The sequence below is a fragment of the Myxococcales bacterium genome (assembly GCA_016720545.1).
Lineage (GTDB): Bacteria > Myxococcota_A > Polyangia > Polyangiales > Polyangiaceae > JAAFHV01.
In genome coordinates, this window is sequence record JADKKK010000007.1 from 39,820 (window position 1) to 59,093 (window position 19,274).

General features: G+C 71.0%; 13 protein-coding genes. 7 read left to right on the top strand and 6 right to left on the bottom strand.

All coding sequences use genetic code 11. The features are described from left to right. The first annotated feature begins 45 nt into the window (after positions 1-45). The 3 genes from dapF to IPQ09_15980 are packed head-to-tail and all read left to right on the top strand — an operon-like array spanning position 46 to position 4,036. Positions 46-852, top strand: coding sequence for a diaminopimelate epimerase (gene dapF, locus IPQ09_15970; protein MBL0195692.1), 807 nt, complete (start codon positions 46-48; stop codon positions 850-852). Further along, positions 849-2,609, top strand: a complete 1,761-nt coding sequence (locus IPQ09_15975; protein MBL0195693.1) for a response regulator — start codon at positions 849-851, stop codon at positions 2,607-2,609. The genes dapF and IPQ09_15975 overlap by 4 nt, the downstream gene beginning before the upstream one ends. Next, on the top strand, positions 2,606-4,036 hold the full coding sequence (locus IPQ09_15980) for a hypothetical protein (GenBank protein ID MBL0195694.1): 1,431 nt from the start codon (positions 2,606-2,608) through the stop codon (positions 4,034-4,036). The genes IPQ09_15975 and IPQ09_15980 overlap by 4 nt, the downstream gene beginning before the upstream one ends. 68 nt (positions 4,037-4,104) lie before the next feature. Here the strand turns inward: IPQ09_15980 and gyrB are convergent, their stop codons facing one another. The 6 genes from gyrB to ccsA all read right to left on the bottom strand — a co-directional run bounded on the left by gyrB (position 4,105) and on the right by ccsA (position 14,724). Then, positions 4,105-6,582, bottom strand: coding sequence for a DNA topoisomerase (ATP-hydrolyzing) subunit B (gene gyrB, locus IPQ09_15985; protein MBL0195695.1), 2,478 nt, complete (start codon positions 6,580-6,582; stop codon positions 4,105-4,107). Between the two features lie 256 nt (positions 6,583-6,838). Next, entirely contained in the window at positions 6,839-8,005 is a 1,167-nt protein-coding gene (recF, locus tag IPQ09_15990; GenBank protein ID MBL0195696.1) for a DNA replication and repair protein RecF, read from the bottom strand. Then, positions 7,947-9,104, bottom strand: coding sequence for a DNA polymerase III subunit beta (gene dnaN / locus IPQ09_15995; GenBank protein ID MBL0195697.1), 1,158 nt, complete (start codon positions 9,102-9,104; stop codon positions 7,947-7,949). The genes recF and dnaN overlap by 59 nt, the downstream gene beginning before the upstream one ends. Positions 9,105-9,502: 398 nt before the next feature. Further along, complete coding sequence (locus IPQ09_16000; protein MBL0195698.1) at positions 9,503-10,918, bottom strand: Ig-like domain-containing protein; 1,416 nt, start codon at positions 10,916-10,918, stop codon at positions 9,503-9,505. After that, on the bottom strand, positions 10,911-11,798 hold the full coding sequence (locus IPQ09_16005; GenBank protein MBL0195699.1) for a hypothetical protein: 888 nt from the start codon (positions 11,796-11,798) through the stop codon (positions 10,911-10,913). The genes IPQ09_16000 and IPQ09_16005 overlap by 8 nt, the downstream gene beginning before the upstream one ends. Then, positions 11,788-14,724 carry a cytochrome c biogenesis protein CcsA gene (gene ccsA / locus IPQ09_16010; GenBank protein ID MBL0195700.1) on the bottom strand — a complete coding sequence of 979 codons (2,937 nt, stop codon included), beginning with the start codon at positions 14,722-14,724 and terminating at the stop codon, positions 11,788-11,790. The genes IPQ09_16005 and ccsA overlap by 11 nt, the downstream gene beginning before the upstream one ends. Positions 14,725-14,993: 269 nt before the next feature. Between ccsA and IPQ09_16015 the strand changes: the two genes are divergently transcribed. The 4 genes from IPQ09_16015 to IPQ09_16030 all read left to right on the top strand — a co-directional run bounded on the left by IPQ09_16015 (position 14,994) and on the right by IPQ09_16030 (position 19,266). Next, positions 14,994-15,947, top strand: coding sequence for a DMT family transporter (locus IPQ09_16015; protein MBL0195701.1), 954 nt, complete (start codon positions 14,994-14,996; stop codon positions 15,945-15,947). Positions 15,948-16,035: 88 nt separating this feature from the next. Then, on the top strand, positions 16,036-17,412 hold the full coding sequence (locus tag IPQ09_16020; protein MBL0195702.1) for a glutamine synthetase: 1,377 nt from the start codon (positions 16,036-16,038) through the stop codon (positions 17,410-17,412). Beyond that, on the top strand, positions 17,413-18,198 hold the full coding sequence (locus IPQ09_16025; GenBank protein MBL0195703.1) for a TetR/AcrR family transcriptional regulator: 786 nt from the start codon (positions 17,413-17,415) through the stop codon (positions 18,196-18,198). A gap of 117 nt (positions 18,199-18,315) precedes the next feature. Then, the gene (locus tag IPQ09_16030) at positions 18,316-19,266 is read left to right on the top strand and encodes a metal-dependent hydrolase (GenBank protein MBL0195704.1); all 951 of its coding nucleotides are present in this window, start codon (positions 18,316-18,318) and stop codon (positions 19,264-19,266) included. The last annotated feature ends 8 nt before the right edge of the window (positions 19,267-19,274 follow it).

The window sequence follows — 19,274 nt, forward strand, 5'->3', positions numbered from 1 at the left end:
CGACTTGCCACGCGAGCGCGGGGCCCTCTACGCTCACGGGCTGCCATGGCGTCGCTCCGCTTTTCCAAGTACGAGGGGCTCGGCAACGACTTTCTCGTCGTCGAGTCCGCGGAGCCGTCCTGCCTAGACGATAGGGTGCCCGCGCTGTGCGACCGGCGCCGCGGCGTCGGGGCCGACGGCGTCCTCCTCGTGCTGCCCCCGTTCACCCCCGGCAGCGCGGGGCGGATGCGCGTGGTGAACGCCGACGGCTCGTCACCCGAGATGTGCGGCAACGGCCTGCGGTGCGTCGCCCTCCACCTGCGCCGCACACGGCCCGACCTTGGCGCAGAGTTCGTGGTGGACACCGACGCCGGTCCAAAGGCGTGCGCGACCACGTGGACCCCGGCGCGACCGGGAGACGCGGAGGTGCTCGTCGACATGGGGCGGGTCGCCATCCTCGAGGAGACGACGGTCGACGCGCTCGGGCGGGCATTTTCCCTCGTCCTCGCCGACGCCGGCAACCCTCACGCCGTCCACCTCGGCGCCCTCCCTCGCGACGAGGTGGCCATCTTCGGTCCGGCGCTCGCGACCCACCCGCGGTTCCCGAAGGGCACCAACGTCGAGTTCGTGGACCTGGCGGCGGCAGCGCGCGCCTCGGTGGTCGTGTGGGAGCGAGGCGTCGGCCTCACCCTCGCGTGCGGGACGGGCGCGTGCGCGGTGGCCGCGGTGCTCGCGGCGCGAGGCCTCGCGCCGCACGACCAGGAGCTCACGATCGAGCTCTCCGGCGGGCCCCTCCATGTCCGGGTCGCGCGCGACGGCCGCGTCACGATGCGTGGCCCCGCGCGCCTCACGTTCGAGGGCGACGTCCCGTGAGCGAACCTCCTCGCCGGAATGACGACGCGCTCACCCTCCTCGCCGTGCTCACCGACGACGCGTCCAGAGCCCAGGTCGCCACGATCACGGGCGAGCTGGGCGATCGCCTGCTGCTCGCGACCACGATCGAGGAGGCGCTCGCGCACGCGGCTCGTGAGCCCATCGACCTCGCCCTCGTCGACGTCGGGATCGACGGTGGCGCGGGGCTCGCGCTCGTCCACCACATCCCCGCGCTCCGCCACGACGCTCGCGTCGTCGCCGTCGCACACCGCGCAGACCTCGCGCACGGAGCCGACGCGCTCGCGGTTGGGGCCGACGCTCTGCACTTGTTGCCGCTCGCAGGCGACACCGTCGCGAGCACGCTCGCGGCGGCGCGCTCACGACGCCTCGACGCCCGCGAGCGGCACGCGCTCGCCGCCGCGCTCGCCGCCGCGCACACCACCCGGAGGCTCTACGACCGGGCGATGAGCGCCCTCGCGGCAGGTGAGGTCAGCTCGGCGGCTGGGCTCTTCCTCGAAGGCCTCGTCGCCGGCGGCCTCGCGGAGGGACTCGCGCTCTACACCGCGCTCGGGGGCGCCGCGGTGCGGGTCGCTGCGATCGGCTCGCTCTCGGCCGCGCCGGAAGAGGCCGCCGCGCTCGAGGCGCTCGCGCGACCCGGTGGAATCGACGGCGCGTACGCCCCGCTCCGCCGCGACGGGTCGCTGGTCGGGGCGCTCCTGGTCTCGGGTGCGCGCGCGACCTCTACTTCGATCCTCGACCTCGCCACGCTCATCGCGACCGAGTACGCCGCGCAGCGCCGAGCGCGCGCCGCGATGACAAACATCGACGACGTGGGCCCGGCGCTGACCACCGAAGAGGCCTTCCTCGCGGCCAACGAGCATGAAATCGCGCGGGCCCGGCGACACTGCCGCAGGCTCACGGCGCTCGTCCTCCGGGGCTGCGGCGAGTCTTCCGCGCTCGCCGTGCGGCGCGAGCTGCGGTCGTCCGACCTCGTGGCGCGGCTCGGGCCCGACGAGCTCGTGCTTCTGTTGCCCGAGACCGACACCCTCGGGGCCGCCACCTGCCGCCGACGCCTCGAGAGGCGCCTGCGCGGGCTCGCGCGAGACGAAGGGCGGGGCCCGCTCCTCGTGACCTCCGGGGCGGCGACGTTCCCACACGCGGGCGACTCCCTCGCCGCGCTCTTGCGAGCGGCCCGCGCCCGCGCCACGGCCGGAGCGCCCTACGTCGCCCTGGACCGCGCCGTTCACGCCCTGCCCTTGGGCGAGCTCGTGCCCACCCTCGCGCGGGGCACGCTCGCTCACTTTCCAAGCGTCGCGCCGCTGGACGTGCCCTTCCCGGGCCTGCTCGCGCTCGCGGAGCAACTCTGCGTCGAGGCGCAGCGGGCCGGCCTCGCCACCTACCTCGCGACCGACCACCCGGGGAGAAACCTCAGGGCGCCCGCGCGCTCTCTCTCTGCGCGCGACGCCCGCGACGCGGCACCCACGCCCGAGGCCGGGCAACGCGACGTCCGACCCGACCGGAGGGCGGCCTCGGCCCAGGGCAGCTCGGTCGAGCTGCGCGGCGTCGCCCACCTCGCGGGATGCGCCGACCTGCTGGTGATCGTCCTTCGAGGGGAGCACGCTTCGTGGGCGGCGTCCGGGCGGCTCGCGAACGACAGATTCGTCGGCGTGCACACCCACGATCCACGGCTCGCCGATCTCCTCGCGGAGCGCCTCGAAGAGGGGCATCGGCGCCGGAACCCGGAGAGCTCCCCGTGAAGCTCCTGCTGGCCCACGGCGAGCCTTCGCGGCGCGCGGCCCTCGGAGAACACCTCCGCGCGGCCGGGCACGCCGTCACCGAAGCGGCCACCGGCGCCGATCTCCTCGAGCTCGCGTCGGCGACCGCGTGCGACGTCGTGCTCGTCTCCCGCGAGCTCGCGAGCGAGACCACCGACGGCCTCGGGCTCGTGGACGCGCTCGCCTTGGCCGCGGCGCGGCCCGGCCCCCTGGTCGTGCTGGCGCCCGCGGGCGCGCACCTCTCGAGTATCGAGGTCCACGAAGACAATCTGACCGCGATCATGGCGCGGTTTCACGACACCTCTCCCGTGTCGGACGCGCGCAGCAGCGCGAAGGTCACCCGGCTCTCCGTGAGCCTCTCGCCCATCGCGGCGCTCCTGGCGTCTCTCGCCGCCGACGGGCGCTCCGGTACGCTCGACGTGTCGGTCGTCCGCGAGCACGAGGCGAGCACGGGCCCGCGGGACGCGCCGCCTGGCGGACGCCGCGAGAGAGAGAGCTCGCGAGGGATATTGTGCCTGCAGCGGGGCGCGCTCGTCGACGTGACCTTCGGGCAGCACCGCGGCGAGAAGGCCCTCGCGCGCGTGGTCGCGCTCCGCGACCCGACCAGCCGCTTCACGCCGGGCGATCCCGAGGTCCTCGCGCGCCTCACCGAGCCCACCGACGTGCTGCTCGAGCGGGCCTGCGAGCGCGCGGAGGCCCTCAGCGACCTGGCCGGGCGGCTCGGCGCCTCGCTCGCGCGGGCGAGGTACGTGCGCGCAGTCCACGCGGAGGAAGGCGAGGGGACCGCGCTCAACGCGAGGGTGTTCGCGGTCGTCCGCGGCCCCACGCCCGTGACCGAAGTGCTCGAGCGGCTGCCCGAGCCTGACAGCGAGGTGCTCGCCGCGCTCTTCTCGCTGGAGGCCACGGGGCGGCTCCGACAGGTGCGCGCCGCCGGCGGCATGGCGACGCTCGCCTCCGCCGAGCAGCTCAGCTCGCTCCGCGCGGCCGCCGCCGCCATCGCGCCAGGCTTCACGGGCCCCGCGCGGGTGGTCATCGCGGGGAGCCTCGCCGAGCTCAGGGCCGTCGCGAGCCTCGCGTCACGACTCGTCGAGTCGACGACCCCGGACACCCGCGCTCCGGCCGTGGAGCTCCCGCGGGTCGCGGCGCTGTTGCTCCTCGGCGAGGGCGTGTGCGTCGAGCTCCTCGCCCTCCCGACCCTCGAAGCCTACGCGCCTACCTGGCCGCTCTTCGTGGCCGGCGCCCGCGTCGTGATCCCTCTGCGCGACGCCGATCGCGCGTCGGTGCTCCGTGTCTGCCCCGACGCCGCCGACCGCATCCGAGGCGCCTCGCCGCGCGACACCCCTTGGGAGACGGCCACCCCAGGCGACCTCGCCCGCGTCCTCCGCGAGAGCCTGGGCGTCGTGGACTGATCTGATCCGTCGTGGGCGGACGGCCGCAGCGTGCGCTCGCGCACGGCGGACGCCGCCTCGCCGACCGCTCAGATGTCGAGGTTCTTCACGTTGAGCGCGTTCTTCTCGATGAAGTCGCGCCGGGGCTCGACCTGATCGCCCATCAGAATGCTGAAGATCTGGTCGGTCTGGACGGCGTCGTCGAGCCGCACCTGGAGCATCACGCGCGCGTTGGGATCGAGCGTCGTCTCCCAGAGCTGCTCGGGGTTCATCTCGCCGAGGCCCTTGTAGCGCTGGAGCTGCCAGCCCTTGCGACCGCGCGCGTCGATGTGATCCCAGAGCGCCTCCGAGTCCTCGAGCTCGAGCTCGTCCTCGTTCTCGTCCTTCGTCGGGCGCGAGAAGTACGGCGCGGGGCCGATCGAGCGGATGTCCTGCTCGATCTCGTAGAGCTCTTCGTACTCGGGCGACTCGCACAGCGCGGCGTCGAACACGGTGGCGCGCGCGGCAGAGCCCGGCCGCGGGGTGATGGTGAGGATCGCCGAGCCGCGCTCCGTGTCCCAGCCGACCGCGATGCCGAGCGGGAAAATGTCGGGGAACTTGCGCTCTAGCCGCGCGCGGAGCGCAGGCACCGCCGCCTCGATCTTGGCGCGCTCCTTCAGCTCGGGAGCGCCGATCCCGGCGCCGCGGAGCACGGCGGCCGCGAGGCGCGCGTCGGCGAGCTTCTCGAGCTTGCTGAGCGCACGCCGGAACATGCGGAGCTTCTCGGCGAGGCGAAAGAGCGGCTCGCCGCTCAGCGTGGGGCCGCGCGAGGCGCGCACGCCGAGCCCGTCGACGCCCTGCTCTAGGAAGAAGCGATCGAGCGCCGCCTGGTCCTTCATGTAGAGGGCCTTCTTGCCCTTCCACACGCGAAAGAGCGGGGGCTGAGCGATGTACAGGTACCCGCGCTCCAGGATCTCGGGCATTTGCCGGTAGAAGAACGTGAGGAGGAGCGTGCGAATGTGGCTGCCGTCCACATCGGCGTCCGTCATGAGCACGATCTGGTGGTAGCGGAGCTTGTTGATGTCGAAGCTGCCGCCCTGCTCGGGGCTGCCGATGCCGCACCCGAGGGCGGTGATGAGCGTGCCGATCTCGGCCGACGACAGCATCTTGTCGAGCCGCGCGCGCTCCACGTTGAGGATCTTGCCCTTCAGCGGCAAGATCGCCTGGAACTTTCGGTCACGGCCCTGCTTGGCAGAGCCCCCGGCGCTGTCTCCCTCGACGATGTAGAGCTCGCTCGCCGCCGGATCCCGCGACTGGCAGTCCGCGAGCTTGCCCGAGAGGCTCGTAAAGTCCATGGCGCCCTTGCGCACGATCTCGCGCGCCTTCCGCGCCGCCTCGCGCGCCTTGGCGGCGAACACGGCCTTCTCGAGGATCTTGCGCGCGGTCGCGGGGTTCTCCTCGAAGAAGCGGCCGAGCTTCTCGACCACCACCGACTCGACGATGCCCTTCACCTCGCTCGACACGAGCTTCGACTTGGTCTGCGAGTCGAACGAGGGATCGGGCACCTTGACGCTGATGACCGCGGTGAGACCCTCGCGGATGTCTTCGCCCGAGAGGCCGCTCTTGACCTCCTTGAAGAGGTTCGCCGAGGCGCCGTAGTTGTTGAAGACGCGCGTGAGCGCGCCGCGGAAGCCCGTGAGGTGGGTCCCGCCGTCCTTGTTGTGGACGTTGTTCGTGTAGGGGAACACCTGCTCGGCGTAGGTCTTGTTCCACTGCATCGCGACCTCGACCTCGATCGTGTGACCGTTGTCCGCGGCCTGCGAGGCGACGATGTGCACGACCTTGTCGTGCTCCGGCTCCTTCGTCTTGTTCAGGAGCTCGACGAACTCGCGGATGCCCCCCTTGTACTCGAAGGTCTCCCGGCGGCCGTCGCCGCGCTTGTCGGTGAGGTGGATGGTGAAGCCCGCGTTCAGGAACGACAGCTCCCGCAGGCGGCTCGCGAGGATGTCGTAGCTGTAGTCGACCACGGTGCTGAACACCTCGCGGTCGGGCTTGAACGTGATGCGCGTGCCCGTGGTGTCGGTGTCGCCGACCACGGCGAGCGGGGTGAGGGGGGCGCCCTGCCGGTACTCTTGGCGGTGGATCTTGCCCTCGCGCTTGATCTCGAGCTTCAGCACCTCGCTCACGGCGTTCACCGCGGAGACGCCCACGCCGTGGAGCCCTGCCGAGACCTTGTAGTTCGACTGGTCGAACTTTCCGCCGGCGTGCAGCACGGTCATGACGACCTCCGCCGCGGAGACGCCCTTCGCGTGCATGCCGGTGGGGATGCCGCGACCGTTGTCCTCCACCGTGACCGAGCCGTCGGCGTTGATGGTGACGTCGAGGCGGGTGCAGTACCCCGCGAGGTGCTCGTCGACCGCGTTGTCGACCACCTCCCACACGAGGTGGTGGAGCCCCGAGCCGTCGTGGACGTCGCCGATGTACATGCCCGGGCGCTTGCGCACCGCCTCGAGGCCCTCGAGCACCGTGATGTTCTCGCTGCCGTAGGTCGGAGGGGGCGAAGGGATCGTCTCGTAGTCCGTGGTCATGCAGGGCTCGTTTCTTGGTCGTGAGACCGGTACGCGGCGGGCAAGTATCGCGATTGAAATGGCGGTTTGTTCACGCCGGCGCGGCGCCGCGCTTCGAAAGGAGGCTGGAGTGTAGCAAAGAGCGCCTGAACAGGCAAGCCGTGCCAACGCCAGTACACATGTAATATCAAGCACTTACGCCGCCGTGCTCCGCCCCCACGCGGCGCGAGGCCACGGGGAGCCCGGTCGGCCCGGTGCGGCGCCGGTTCTAGCGGAACTAGGCGCCCCGCACCTGGCCCTGGTCGACCGTGAAATCTTTCCGCGATCCTGCGTCTCCCACCGCGATGAGATCTGGCCGGGTCGTCGTGAGCAGCACCTGCCCGTCGTGGGCGCGGAGGAACCGAAAGAGCGCCGCCGTGCGGGTCGCGTCGAGCTCGCTCGACACGTCGTCGAGCAAGAGGATGGGGCGCACCCCGCGCGCGCGCGCCACGACCTCGATCTCGGCGGACTTCAGCGCGAGCACGATCGCCCGGTGCTGCCCCTGCGAGGCGACGCCCTTCGCGACGCGGCCGCCGAGCTCGAGCCCCAGATCGTCGCGGTGCGGGCCGATCGACGCGGAGCCCCTCGCGAGATCCCGCACGCGCGTCGAGGCGAGCGCGTCGAGGTACGCGCCGCGCTCCTCCGGCGCCGCGCGCTGGTAGCGCAGCTCGAGGCCCCTCCCGGGGGCGCCGATACGCTGGAAGCCGTCGCTGGCGTGTCCACCGAGCTCTCCCGCTGCCCGGGCCCTCCCCGCGGCCACGCGCAGGCCGTGGTCGACCGTGAGCGCCTCCCAGTCCGGCAGGTCGCGGGCCCCTACGCCGCGCGTCTCGAGGGCGCGCTGGCGCTCCCGGAGGGCCCGCCGGTACGACTCGAGCTCGCTCAGCAGCGCGGGCTCGAGGTGCAGGGCCACGCGATCGAGCAACCGGCGGCGCTCCGCGCTCGGGCCCATGGAGAGCGCCACCTCGCCCGGATGGAAGACGACCACCGGCGAGCGCACGGCGTAGTCGAAGAGCGACCGAGGACGCTTGCCGTCGACCCTGGGGGCCCGCGCCGCGCCGCGCAGGCCGATCGACTGGGTGCGCGTGTCGTCCCCCTCACGGAGGGATCCGCGCACCACGGCGACGGGCTCTCCGAAGGCGACGAGCTCGCCGAGCCGGCTCGTGCGGAAGCTCTTCGACGTGGCGAGGAGGTACACCGCCTCGAGCAGGTTCGTCTTGCCTTGCCCGTTGTCGCCCGCGAAGACGTTGAAACCCGGGGCGAGCGCGACCTCCACCTCCGCGAGGTTCCGGAGCGCGTGCGTCGCGAGGGTCTCGAGGACGAGGGGGCGCAGCCGAGCCTCGGCGCGCTCAGATGCGCATGGGCATGACGACCGCGAGGAAATCGCGCTCCGCCGGCTCCCCGTCACCCGGTCGGAGCACCGCCGGATCGAGCTCGCCCGAGAGGTTCAGCGTGACCTCCTCGGTGGTGAGCGCCGCGAGCACGTCCAGGAAGTACTTCGCGTTGAAGCCGATCGCGATGGGCGCCCCGGCGTAGTCGACGGGCAGCTCGTCGAAGCCCTCGCCGCTCTCAGGGGACTCGCTGGAGATGCGCAGCGTGCCGTCCTGGAGCGAGAGCTTCACGCCGCCGGTCCGCTCGTTGGCGGCGACGGAGACCGCACGCAGAGCCTCGGTGAAGGCCGTCCGCGGCGCGCGCACGCTCTTCGCGAACGACTTCGGGATCACCTGCGAGTACGGGGGAAACTGCGCATCGACGAGCTTCACGCTGAACGTCATCGACCCGGCCTGGAAGAAGGCCGACGAGCCGCTCTGCACGATGGTGAGCTGCGGTCGCTCGGACTTCGTGTCGCGCGCCTCGCTCAGCACCTCGTCGCACAGCCGGCGGAGCTCGTGGATCGCCTTCAGCGGGATCAGCATCGTCGCCGACGCCTGCCGCCCGACGACCTTGACCTCCATCTTCGAGAGACGGTGCCCGTCGGTCGTGACCATGCGGACGACCTCGCCCTCCCACTCGAACAGCGCCGAGTTCAGGTGCGCGCGGGTCTCGTCCGTCGAGATCGAGAAATGAGTCTTCGCGATGAGCTCCGCGAGGACGTCGACCTCGATGGCGAGCGAGGGGGCTCCCTCCGCGGGCTGCGGGAGCGGCGGGAAATCGCCGCCCGGCATGCCTCGCAGGGTGTAGCGCCTCGCGCTGCCGACGGCGCGCATCGTGGCCTGGCCGTTGTCCTTGTCGCTCGTCGCGAGCTGCACGGGCCCGTCGGGCATCATCTTGACGCGGTCGACGAGCTCCTTCGCAGGGATCGCCATGCTGCCGGGCTTCGTGATCTCCGCCGCGAGGGTGCCGCTGAGGCCCAGGTAGAGATCGGTGGCCGAGAGACGCAGCGCGCCCGCGCCGCCCGCCGTGAAGAGCACGTTCGACAACACGGGCATCGTGCTCTTGCGCTCTGCGACCCCCTGCATGCGGGCCGCGAGTCTCAGGAGATCTCTCTTTGCGACGGTCAGTTCCATGGCGGCCGACTTAGGTGCCCTTATTCCGCGCGACCGTCAAGGGGCAGCGGTCCGTGACGGCGGGTGGCCAGACGCCGTGTGGAGACGCGCCCCCACACCTGCAGGTGTGGCTCTCTTCTCAGAGAGAGATGTATTTAGAAATATAGGGGTGAAAGAAGGCCCTGTGGACGAGGTGGGAAAGCCAAACATCGGAGCATTTTCGAACACTTCGAGACGTCACAGGGGCTGAACAACTCGGGGAGCCAGCCTGGGGAGGGTGCTGTGGGTACTCCTACGACAGCGCCCCCACGGGTTCCACACCGCCCTCGCGAGCAGCTTTCCCACACCCGGGCGGGTGCCTGCCCGGTCGCCCTCGAGCGGGAGCCGGCGCCCGCCCCGCGCCCGCTCCGTGCTTCCCCTTACGCGGGGACGCCCGGGGCCTGGCGCGGGCCGTCGCCCGGCGCCGCGACGCCCCCATCGCGGAGCGCGCGGGCGAGGCGCTCGAGCAGCTCTCGGCGGGTGCGAGCGTAGGTCTTGGGCCCCACGTCACCCGCGCGGTGGGCTCGCTCGAGCTCGGCGAGCTCGGCGAGCAAGGTGGTCGTCATCGCGGGGTCCTCGCCGCGCGCGCTGCGTCGGCGGGTGGGTCGTCGCCTCGCGGCGAACGCCACGGCGATGGCGCCTGCCACGGTGCCGAGCGCGAGCGACGAGGCGATCCAGCGCGCCGGGCCCACTGTAGGGAGATCGCGGATCTCCACCGTGACACGCCCGAGCGGGGTCTCGTCGCGGCGCAGCTCGCGCTCGGTGACCAGCACCCGCTGGCCCTGGTTGTCGGTGCGAGACTGCGCGACGGGGAAGCCGTCGACGACGAGCTTCATCTGGCTCGACGCGGGCGCCATGATCCGCGCCTGCGCGAGGTTCGGGGGCATCCCCGCGAGAAGCGAGACGTCGCGCGTGCCGTTGTAGGGGATCTGCCAGCGGAACTCGAGCTCGTGGCGGCCGGGGGCGAACGTGCCGCGCACGCGGGCGCCCTTCTTTGGCGCGGGCGCGCTGTCGATCACGACGTCGCTCATTTGCTGCTGCGACGTGAGCGCCGTGAACTCAGGGGGCAGCCCAAGCGCGAAGTCGCGGGGCACCCACGCGACCTTGCCGAAGTTGTAGAGCGTGATGGCCTCCTGGACCTGCACGCGGTCGTCCTTCATTTCCACGTAGAGGATGGCCTGGGAGACGACGAGCAGGTCCCCGAGCTCGTGCACCACCGGGTAGACGTGCAGCACGCACTGGACGCCCTTGTCCGAGGGGAGCTGGAACGGCGGGACCGCGAACGTCGCGCCGTCCTTCACCACGGTCGCGCGGTAGGCGAGGAGCTGCCCGCGGTCCTGGTCGCGGAGCGTGCAGACGCCGTCGGCGTCGGTCAAACACTCGACGCGCCGTCGGCTCTCGCCCTTCGCGACGCTGTTGTTGATGATGCCGATGGTGACCGCGGTGCCGGGCAGCGGCTTGCCGTCGGGGTCCTTCACGTGGATGCGCAAGGTGCCCGCAGGCAGGCTCGGATCGGGCTCGGCGGTGTCGGGAGGCGGCTGGAACACCCCGGGAGGTGCGCCGCCGGCGCCGCCGTTGGCGTGGCCGTGGCCGTCCGGTGGCGAGCTGTCGTCTTGGGGCTCGTCGCCGTGAGGCGTGGCCGCGGGCGCCTTGGCGCTCGCGACCGCGGACGCGCTGGCGGACGCCGAGGAGCCCGGTTTGCCGGCGTCGGCCGCGAGGCAGGGTGGGCAGACGAGGGCGGCCAGCGCCACGCCAGCGAGGAGCGAGGAGGCGCGTAAGAAACGAAAACTAAACATCTTTACCGCCTTCCTCGGGGGCGTCCGCGGCGCGCTCCGGGGCCACGGGCGCGGCCGCGTCCACGGGGCTGTCGGGCTGCGCCACGGGGCCTTCGACCGCCGCCGCCGCGCCGGCCAGCGGGCCGCCGCAGGCCTTGCAGAAGCGCGCGTCCGGCTCGTTGGAGCCCTCGCAGGCCGGGCAGGTCACACGGCTCCGAGTGATCGAGGCTGGGTCCTCCACGTCTTTCGTCATGGCCTCGTCCTTCGCCAGGGCGTCGTCTTTGGCCTGGTCCACGCGCCCCGGCGCGCGGAACGGATCGCCGGTGAGGCCGATCTTCGCGAAGTGCTTGGCCACGAGGCGCTCGGCCACCGCGAGGTGGGGCTCGAGCGAGTCGTCCATCTCGCGCATGAGGCCTTTGATCTCCTCGCGAAATGTGGCCGCGAGCGCGGCGTAGTCGCGCGCGTCGATCTTGCCGATGGCGTGCTCGCTCTCGAGGTCCTTCAAGGCGCGGAGCAGCATGCGCTTCCGGTCCGCCAGCGCGTCGATTGGCGACGCCATCGAGGCGTGCTCGAGCTCCTCGGAGAGGGGCGCGTCGCCGGTGAGCGTGCGCAGGCTGCCCCAGAAGAGCGCGATCGTGCCGAGCAGGGTGCCCGCCGCGAGCACGAGGATCGCCGGCCCCATGCTGAGAGCCACTCCCACCACGCTCGCGGCGAACACGGTGGTGAGCGGGATCGCGAGCGCGGCGCCGAAGGCGAGCTTGCGCTCCTCGAGCGCGGCGCGCGCGGCGGCCTCCTCCTCGACCGCCGCCTGAGCGAGGTGCTCTTTCGAGGGTCTTGGGGCCTTCTTTCGCTTCGGCGGGCTCCGCGGGCTCTCGCCGTCGGGTTCGTGCTCAGGCGTCATCGAGACCTCGCAGCTCCTCGTCGAGGCGCGCGTCGTAGCCGTCGAGCTTCGCGTCCTTCGCGTCCTTCGCGTCCTTCGTGTCGCCTGCGCCCTCCACCGCGGCGGGCGCCGAAGGGTCGGCCGTGCGCCAGCGCCGGAGCATGAAGCCGAGCCCGATCGCGCCGCCGCCGATGACCGCGAGCGGGGCGATGTAGATGGCCCTCATCGCGCCCGTGTTCGGCGGGATGGCGAGCGACTCGCTGCCGTACTCGGCGGCGTATTCGGCCACGATCTGGTCTTTGGTGACGCCCGCCGCGAGCTTCTCGCGGAGCCGCGCGCGGGTCTCGTCGGCCTCGCCGCAGCCGCACGTGGAGAGCAGATCCCGCGCGCAGGTGCCGCACATGCAGCGCAGCGCGCCGAAGACCTCTTTCTCCTTCTCGTTCTCGATCTTCACCGTGCCGGAGTGGAGACTCGACGAGGTGCCCTGCGCGAAGGCGGGCGCCGGCATCAGCGCGAGCACGACGCCGAGCACGACGCTCGCGGTGACCGCCGCCGTGCCGCGCGCCACGCGCCACACGCGCGACTCCTCTTCGCGAAACTCGGGGAACATGCACACGACGCTGCCCGCCATGAGGATGAGGCACCCGAGCCAGATGAAGCTCACCAAGGGGTTCACGTGGATCTGCAGCGACGCGAGCTTGGTCTGCGGGTTGATGGTGCCGACCACCACGTAGAGATCGCTGCGCACCTGGTGGAGCATCGCCACCTCGGTCGTGGGCGACTCGGGCATCTTCTTGTAGATGAACTTCGCGGGGTGGAGGACGCCGAGCTCTTTGCCCTTCTCCGTGACGCGTATGTCCGCGAACACCATGCGTTTCTCGGTGTCGACCTCCATGCGCGGGCCGCGGTACTCGAGCGTGAGGTGCTCGACCTGCACGGTCTGGCCCGGCGAGAGCGAGGTCTCCTTGTCGAGCGTCCACGACTTGCCCGTGAAGCCGAAGAACATGAGCACGATGCCGAGGTGCACGATGTAGCCGCCGTACCGGCGACGTGAAGTCGGGGGCAGGGTGAACATCGTGTAGATGAAGCCCGGCAGGAGCCCGAAGTAGTACAGCACCCGCGGCGTGGTCTCCGTGCCTGCGCGCGCGCGCGCGATGAACAGCCACGCGAACTCTTGCACGATGACGGCCGTGTTGAAGACGCACAGCGAGAGGCCGAGCACCGGCGTCACCGCGTTGAACGCGGCGAGGGACCTGCCGAGCAGGCCGGCGTAGATGGGCTCGGACCACACCACGGCCGGGTACCCGAGCGACTTTCCGAACAGCAGATGCAGCACCACGTAGGCGCCGGTGATCGCCACGGGCCGGAGGAAGTTCTTGATGAGCAGCTCGCGGCTGGTTTTCTTCCACCCGAACAGCGTGCCGATGCCCATCAGGAAAAATATGAGGAGGCCGAGCGGCTGAACCCACGCGTTGTAGTAGGGCGGGCCGACGGTGACCTTCTCGTTCCAGAGGGCCTCGCTGACCATCGGGAACGTGGTGGCGGCGAGCACGAACAGCAGGAAGCCGAGCAGGCCCCAGTTGTTCAGCATGAAGGTGAACTCGCGCGACCAGAGCGACTCCATGCGCGGTCGCGTGGAGATGAGCTTGAGCCCCGCGGTCATGCGGCGGTACACGAGCTCGAGCGCGGCGAACACGGCCCCGCCCGCGAGCAGCGAGAAGACGCCCACCTTGATGAGCGTGCGCTTCGCGTTGTACGCGGAGAGGGCCTCGGGCCCCATCACGTCGCCGGGCACGTGGGTCATCGCGGGCCCGCCCACCTTCGAAGAGACGAAATACGCGCCCGCGAGGAGCAGGAGCACGAGCCACCCCGTCAGCATCGCCGCGTAGCGGAGCGTGGGGCTCGGGGTGAGGTTGCGGAGCTCCGGCCAGCGGAAGAGCACGAGCGTGAAGCAGAACGCGGCCACGATGACCAAGAACCACACGAAATAGGTGCCGATCGACGACTGCGCGAACGAGTGCACGCTGGCGATCGCGCCCGACCGCGTGAGGAACGTGCCGAAGATCGTCATGAAGAACGTGACGCAGATGAGCACCACGTTCCACACCTTGAGGAGGCCGCGGCGCTCCTGGATCATCACGGAGTGCACGAACGCGCTGATGGTGAGGAAGGGCATGAACGCCGCGTTCTCGACCGGATCCCACGCCCAGTAGCCGCCCCAGCCGAGCTCCTCGTAGGCCCACAGCATGCCGAGCGTGTTGCCGATGCCGAGGAAGAGCCAGGCGAAGAGCGTGTACTTGCGGCAGGCCTTGATCCACTCGTCGCCGAGGCGCCCGGTGACGAGCGCGGCGACGGCGAAGGCGAAGGGGATCGTGCACCCGACGAAGCCCACGTAGAGGCTCGGCGGGTGGATGATCATGTAGAAATTCTGGAGCAGCGGGTTCAGGCCCTCGCCGTCGTTGCGGGCGCCGGCCACGCTCGTGGAGAAGGGGTTCGCGGCGAACGCCATGAGCACGCAGAAGAAGATGACGACGCCCATCAGCGTGGCGATGATCGTGGGCTGGAGCTCGAGGTGCTTCTTTCCGAGGGTAAAGATGCACGCGCCGATGTAGAGGCTGAGGAGGAACAGCCACCACAAGAGCGAGCCATCTTGCCCACCCCACAGCGCCGTCAGCAGGAAGATCGTGGGCATGCCGCGGTCGGAGTAGTGCGCGACGTAGCGCATGCGAAAGTCATGGCTCACGAACGCGTAGGCGAGGCAGAGCACGGTGACCGCGATGAGGGCCACCGTGCCGTAGGAGCCGAACCGCGCGGCCTGGAGGGCCCGCACGCCGCGCTTCTCCGCGGCGAAGACGTGGGCCGACACGGCCACCGCGAACGTGTAGCTCGCGGCGATCATGATGCAGAGCAGCAGCGAGCTGCCAAAGAGCGGAAACGATTGCCACATGTTGACCTCGGGGATCCCCCGGCCGCCGGGCGTGCCCGCGCGACGGCGCGAGGGCGACCTCGTCTCGCTCTTTGGGGGCGAGAGACCGCCAGGCCCAGCCCTTGGGAGGCAGAGTCTGGCGGCGCATGGGCGGCGCGCCGGGCGTGCCGCCCAGGAGGGCGAGGGATCGGCGGGCACTCTAGCGCGGAGAGGGCGCGAACACCGCATCTCCGTGTGATCTCGGGCGCCTCGCCGCGCCCGCGCTCGAGCATGGCAGAGCTCTGTCCCGCGTGAGCCCGACCTCTCGCCACGCGCCCGCGCCCGCGCCCGCGCCTCGGACCGCGCCTCGAGCGACGTTCGCCACCCACGCCGCGCTCCTCGTCGTGCAGGTGGCCTTCGCTTCCCAAGCGGTCGAGGCCAAGGTGCTCATGCTCCCGCGCGCCGCCGGCGGTGAGGGCCTCCCCGCCTTCGCATTGGCGATGGCGCGCATGCTCGCGGGAGCGGCGTTTTTTCAGGGATACTGGGTACTTACGAGGCGTGGCCCTCCACCGCCGCGGCTCACCGCGAGGGATCACGCGGCCCTCTTTGGGCTGAGCTTGCTCGGCATCACGCTGAACCAGGCGCTGTTCCTCCTGGGGCTCGGGCGCACGAGCCCGTTCGCCGCCGCGCTGCTCAGCGCCACCATCCCGGTGTGCACGGCGGGCCTGTCCGCCGCGCTGGGGCTCGAGCGCCTCCGCGCGCGGACGGTCTTCGGCCTCGGCGTGGCCATCGCCGGGGTGCTCGTGCTCACGGGGCTCCGCACCATCGACCGAGGCGCGGCCCTGGTCGCGCTGAACTCGCTCCTCTACGCGAGCTACCTCGTGCTCGGGCGGAGCACGATCGTGCGCCTCGGGGCGCTGCGCGTGGTCACGTGGGTCTTCACCTACGGGGCGATCACCTTCGCGCCGTTCGCGCTCCCCGAGCTCGTGGCCGCGGCGCCGGAGCTCACGACCCGCGGCACCTGGCTCCTGCTCTACATCCTCGCCATGCCCACCATCGTGGCCTACCTGCTGAACGCGTGGGCGCTCGGCCGCTCCACGCCCACGCTGGTGACCGTGTACATCTACCTCCAGCCGCTGATCGCCGGCCTTCTGGCGTATGTGCAGCTCGGGCAGGCCCTCTCTTCCCGCATGGGGACCGCGGGCGTGCTCGTGCTCGTCGGCGTGACCATCGTAGCGACCCGCCGCGCGGAGCCCCTCGGCTGAATCAGCGGTCATGCTCTTCGATCGAGCCCGCTGATTTGGCCTGCGATCGGGCTCCGCGCGCCCTCAAGTCAGGGTGTAGCCTCACGGCATGGACGCAAAAGCACGAGAGCTCCTCCAGACGCTGGCGGCGGCGGGCATCACGAAGGTGAAGGTGGGAGGCTTCGACATCGACGGCGTCCTGCGCGGCAAGTACATGTCGCTCGACAAGTTCCAGAGCGCGCTCAAAGGCGGCTTCGGCTTCTGCGACGTCATCTTCGGGTGGGACCTGCACGACGTCCTCTACGACAACGCCAAGGTCACAGGCTGGGCCTCCGGCTACCCCGACACCCACGCGGTGCTCGACCTCGACACGTTCCGCGTGCTCCCGGACGAGCCCGGCACCGCGGCGATGCTGGTCGACTTCGTCACGAGCACCGGCGAGGCGCACCCGGCCTGTCCGCGCGGCCTCTTGAAGAAGGTCCTCGCGCGCGCCAAAGCCATGGGCTTCCGCGTCACCTTCGCGAGCGAGCTCGAGTTCTACGTGTTCAAAGAGACCCCCGAGTCCATCCGCGACAAGGGCTACCGCGGGCTCACGCCGCTCTCCCCGGGCATGTTCGGCTACTCGTGGCTCCGCACAGGGGAGAACAAGGCCTTCTGCGAGGCGCTGTGGAGCCAGGCGCTCGCGTTCGACATCCCGCTCGAGGCGCTCCACACCGAGACCGGGCCGGGCGTGTACGAGGTGGCCATCCGTTACGACGAGGCCTTGCGCATGGCCGACAAAGCGGCGCTCTTCAAGACCCTCGCGAAGGAGGTGGGCTTTCGCCACGGCGTGATGCCCACGTTCATGGCCAAGTGGAACCCGAGCCTCCCCGGCTCGAGCGGGCACCTGCACCAGTCGCTCTGGGGCAAGCCCGAGGGCTCCGAGGAAGAGGTAAACCTCTTTTACCAAGAGGGCGCGCCCGCGGAGCTGAGCCCGCTCGGCGGGAGCTACCTGGCGGGGCAGCTCGCGCTCATGCCCGAGCTCACGGCGCTGCTCTCGCCGACGATCAACTCCTACAAGCGCTACGTGCCCGGGGTGTGGGCGCCGCTCACCGCGACGTGGGGCGTGGAGAACCGCACCTGCGCGATCCGGGCGATCGGCGGCGGTCCGTCGGGCACGCGGCTCGAGCATCGCCAGCCCGCGGCCGATCTGAACCCGTACATCGCGATCGCCACCGCGCTCGCGGCGGGGCTCTGGGGCATCGAGCAGCAGCTCGCGCCGCCGCCCCCGAGCCGCGGCGACGCGTCGGCCACGACCGACCCCAAGCTCACCTTGCCCCGCACCCTCCGCGAGGCCAACGCGCGCCTCGCCGAGAGCGAGATCGCGCGGTCCCTGCTCGGCGCCGACTTCGTCGACCACTACGTGGGCACGCGAGACTGGGAGGTGCGGCAGTACGAGCGCGCGGTGACCGATTGGGAGCTCGCCCGCTACTTCGAGGCGATCTGAGTGGCGGCGACCAAGCGCCCGGCGCTCGCCGCCGTCAACGGCCTGGCCAAGAGCGTCGCGAGCGACGTCGCCAAGCGCCTCAGCGAGGGCGTCAAGCAAATCGCGAAGGCCTCGAGCGCGCGCGCGTCACGCGCGTCACGCACTCGCCTCGACGTCGACGAGCGCCGCGCCCAGCTGCTCGCGGTCGGCATGGAGGTGTTCGGGGCGCAGGACTACGACGCGGTGTCGATCGACGAGATCGCGCGTCGCCTCGGCATATCGAAGGGCCTGCTCTACCACTACTTTCCTACCAAGAAGGACTTCTTCGCGGCCAGCGTCGAGGCCGCGGCCGAGCAGCTCCTCGAGCGCACCCAGATCGACGAACGCTTGCCGCCGCCCGAGCGCCTCCGCCAGGGCCTCACCGCGTACCTGCGCTTCGTCGAGGGCTACCGCGCCACGTTCGTCGCCCTCATGCGCGGGCGCAGCGGCGGCAGCATCGCCAAGATCCTCGAGCGCACGAGGCAGCGCCTGCTCGATCGCATCGTGACCAGCCTTCCGTTCCCCGAGGAGCAAAGAGCAGATCCGCGAGTCGTGCTCGCGCTCCGCGGGTGGATCGGGTTCGTCGAGGCGCTCAGCCTCGAGTGGGCCGCGCGCGAGCCCCACACGGTCTCGCTCGAGGAGCCGCTCTCGCTCGCCATGGAGACCTTCGTCACCTGCATCGCGTGTGTGGCCCGCGGCTGGAAGCTCCCGGTCGACGCCGAGGCGCTCCGGCGCACTCTGCTCGGGCTCGACGCCTCCAGCGCGTAGGTGCTCGCTCGGTCTATTGACTTTCGTTCAACAGGAGCCACAATCGGTGAATCGCGCCGCGCGAGGCCTCGCCGAGGCCTGCGCCACGCGGCGCCCACCCCGCCCTCTCGAGGCCCCATGACCACCGCTGCCCACCCCGCGCCTACGCCCCTCGCTCGTCCGGCTGGCCCCGATCATCAGGCCGGTCCCGCTCCCGCGAGCCGCGAGCCGCGACCCATCCCGGTGCGCCGCGTGGCGTTCGACTTCTCGAACGAGCGGCCCTACTGGATGCTCGGCGAGCCGTCGCTCACGCACCTGCTGCACGCGCTCTCGGCGGCGTTCCCCGACGGCGAGCGCATGTTCATGGACTCGGTGGCGCACTACCGAAAGCAGATCACCGACCCCGCGCTGAAGAAGGAGGTCGCGCGCTTCCTCGCGCAGGAGGCGACGCACGCGAAGGCGCACGAGGAGCTCAACGCGTGGGTGCGGGCGCAGGGCTTCGACAACGAGCCGCTCCTGGCGAGCGTGAAAGAGCGCATCGCGCTCGGGCGCAAGCACTTCCCGCCCATCATGCGCCTCGCGGCGACCTGCGCGCTCGAGCACTTCACCGCGATCATGGCCGAGCAGCTCCTGACCGAGCCCGAAATGCTCGCGCAGTTCGACCCGAAGATGGCCGAGCTCTGGCTCTGGCACGCCATCGAGGAGACCGAGCACAAGTCGGTCGCGTTCGACGTGTACGAGCACGTGGGCGGCACGTATCCGCGCCGTGTGCTCGCGATGGCGATCATCACCTTTCGGTTCATCACGCACGTCGCGTGGATGAAGCAGCAGCTCATGAAGAACGACCCGAACGTGCGCGCGGCGAAGGGCCTCGAGGGGCTGCGTGTGCGGCTCCAGAGCACCTGGACCCTCTGGGGCAACCCAGGCTGGTTCCGCAAGCTCGTGCCCGCGTACCTCGACTACTACCGGCCGGGCTTTCACCCGTGGGACCGCGACACCACCGAGGCGCTGCGGCGCGCGCGAGAGAAGCTCGGCTTCGACCCCGAGGGCCGCGAGTCGGTCGACGACAGGGCGTCCTCCGCGGCGTAGTGTTCTCT

Coding starts and splice junctions, on each gene's coding strand:
- gyrB (MBL0195695.1), bottom strand. CDS start 6,582: ATGACCACGGACTACGAGACGATCCCTTCGCCCCCTCCGACCTACGGC.
- IPQ09_16000 (MBL0195698.1), bottom strand. CDS start 10,918: ATGTTTAGTTTTCGTTTCTTACGCGCCTCCTCGCTCCTCGCTGGCGTG.
- IPQ09_16005 (MBL0195699.1), bottom strand. CDS start 11,798: ATGACGCCTGAGCACGAACCCGACGGCGAGAGCCCGCGGAGCCCGCCG.
- IPQ09_16030 (MBL0195704.1), top strand. CDS start 18,316: ATGACCACCGCTGCCCACCCCGCGCCTACGCCCCTCGCTCGTCCGGCT.
- dapF (MBL0195692.1), top strand. CDS start 46: ATGGCGTCGCTCCGCTTTTCCAAGTACGAGGGGCTCGGCAACGACTTT.
- IPQ09_16020 (MBL0195702.1), top strand. CDS start 16,036: ATGGACGCAAAAGCACGAGAGCTCCTCCAGACGCTGGCGGCGGCGGGC.
- ccsA (MBL0195700.1), bottom strand. CDS start 14,724: ATGTGGCAATCGTTTCCGCTCTTTGGCAGCTCGCTGCTGCTCTGCATC.
- dnaN (MBL0195697.1), bottom strand. CDS start 9,104: ATGGAACTGACCGTCGCAAAGAGAGATCTCCTGAGACTCGCGGCCCGC.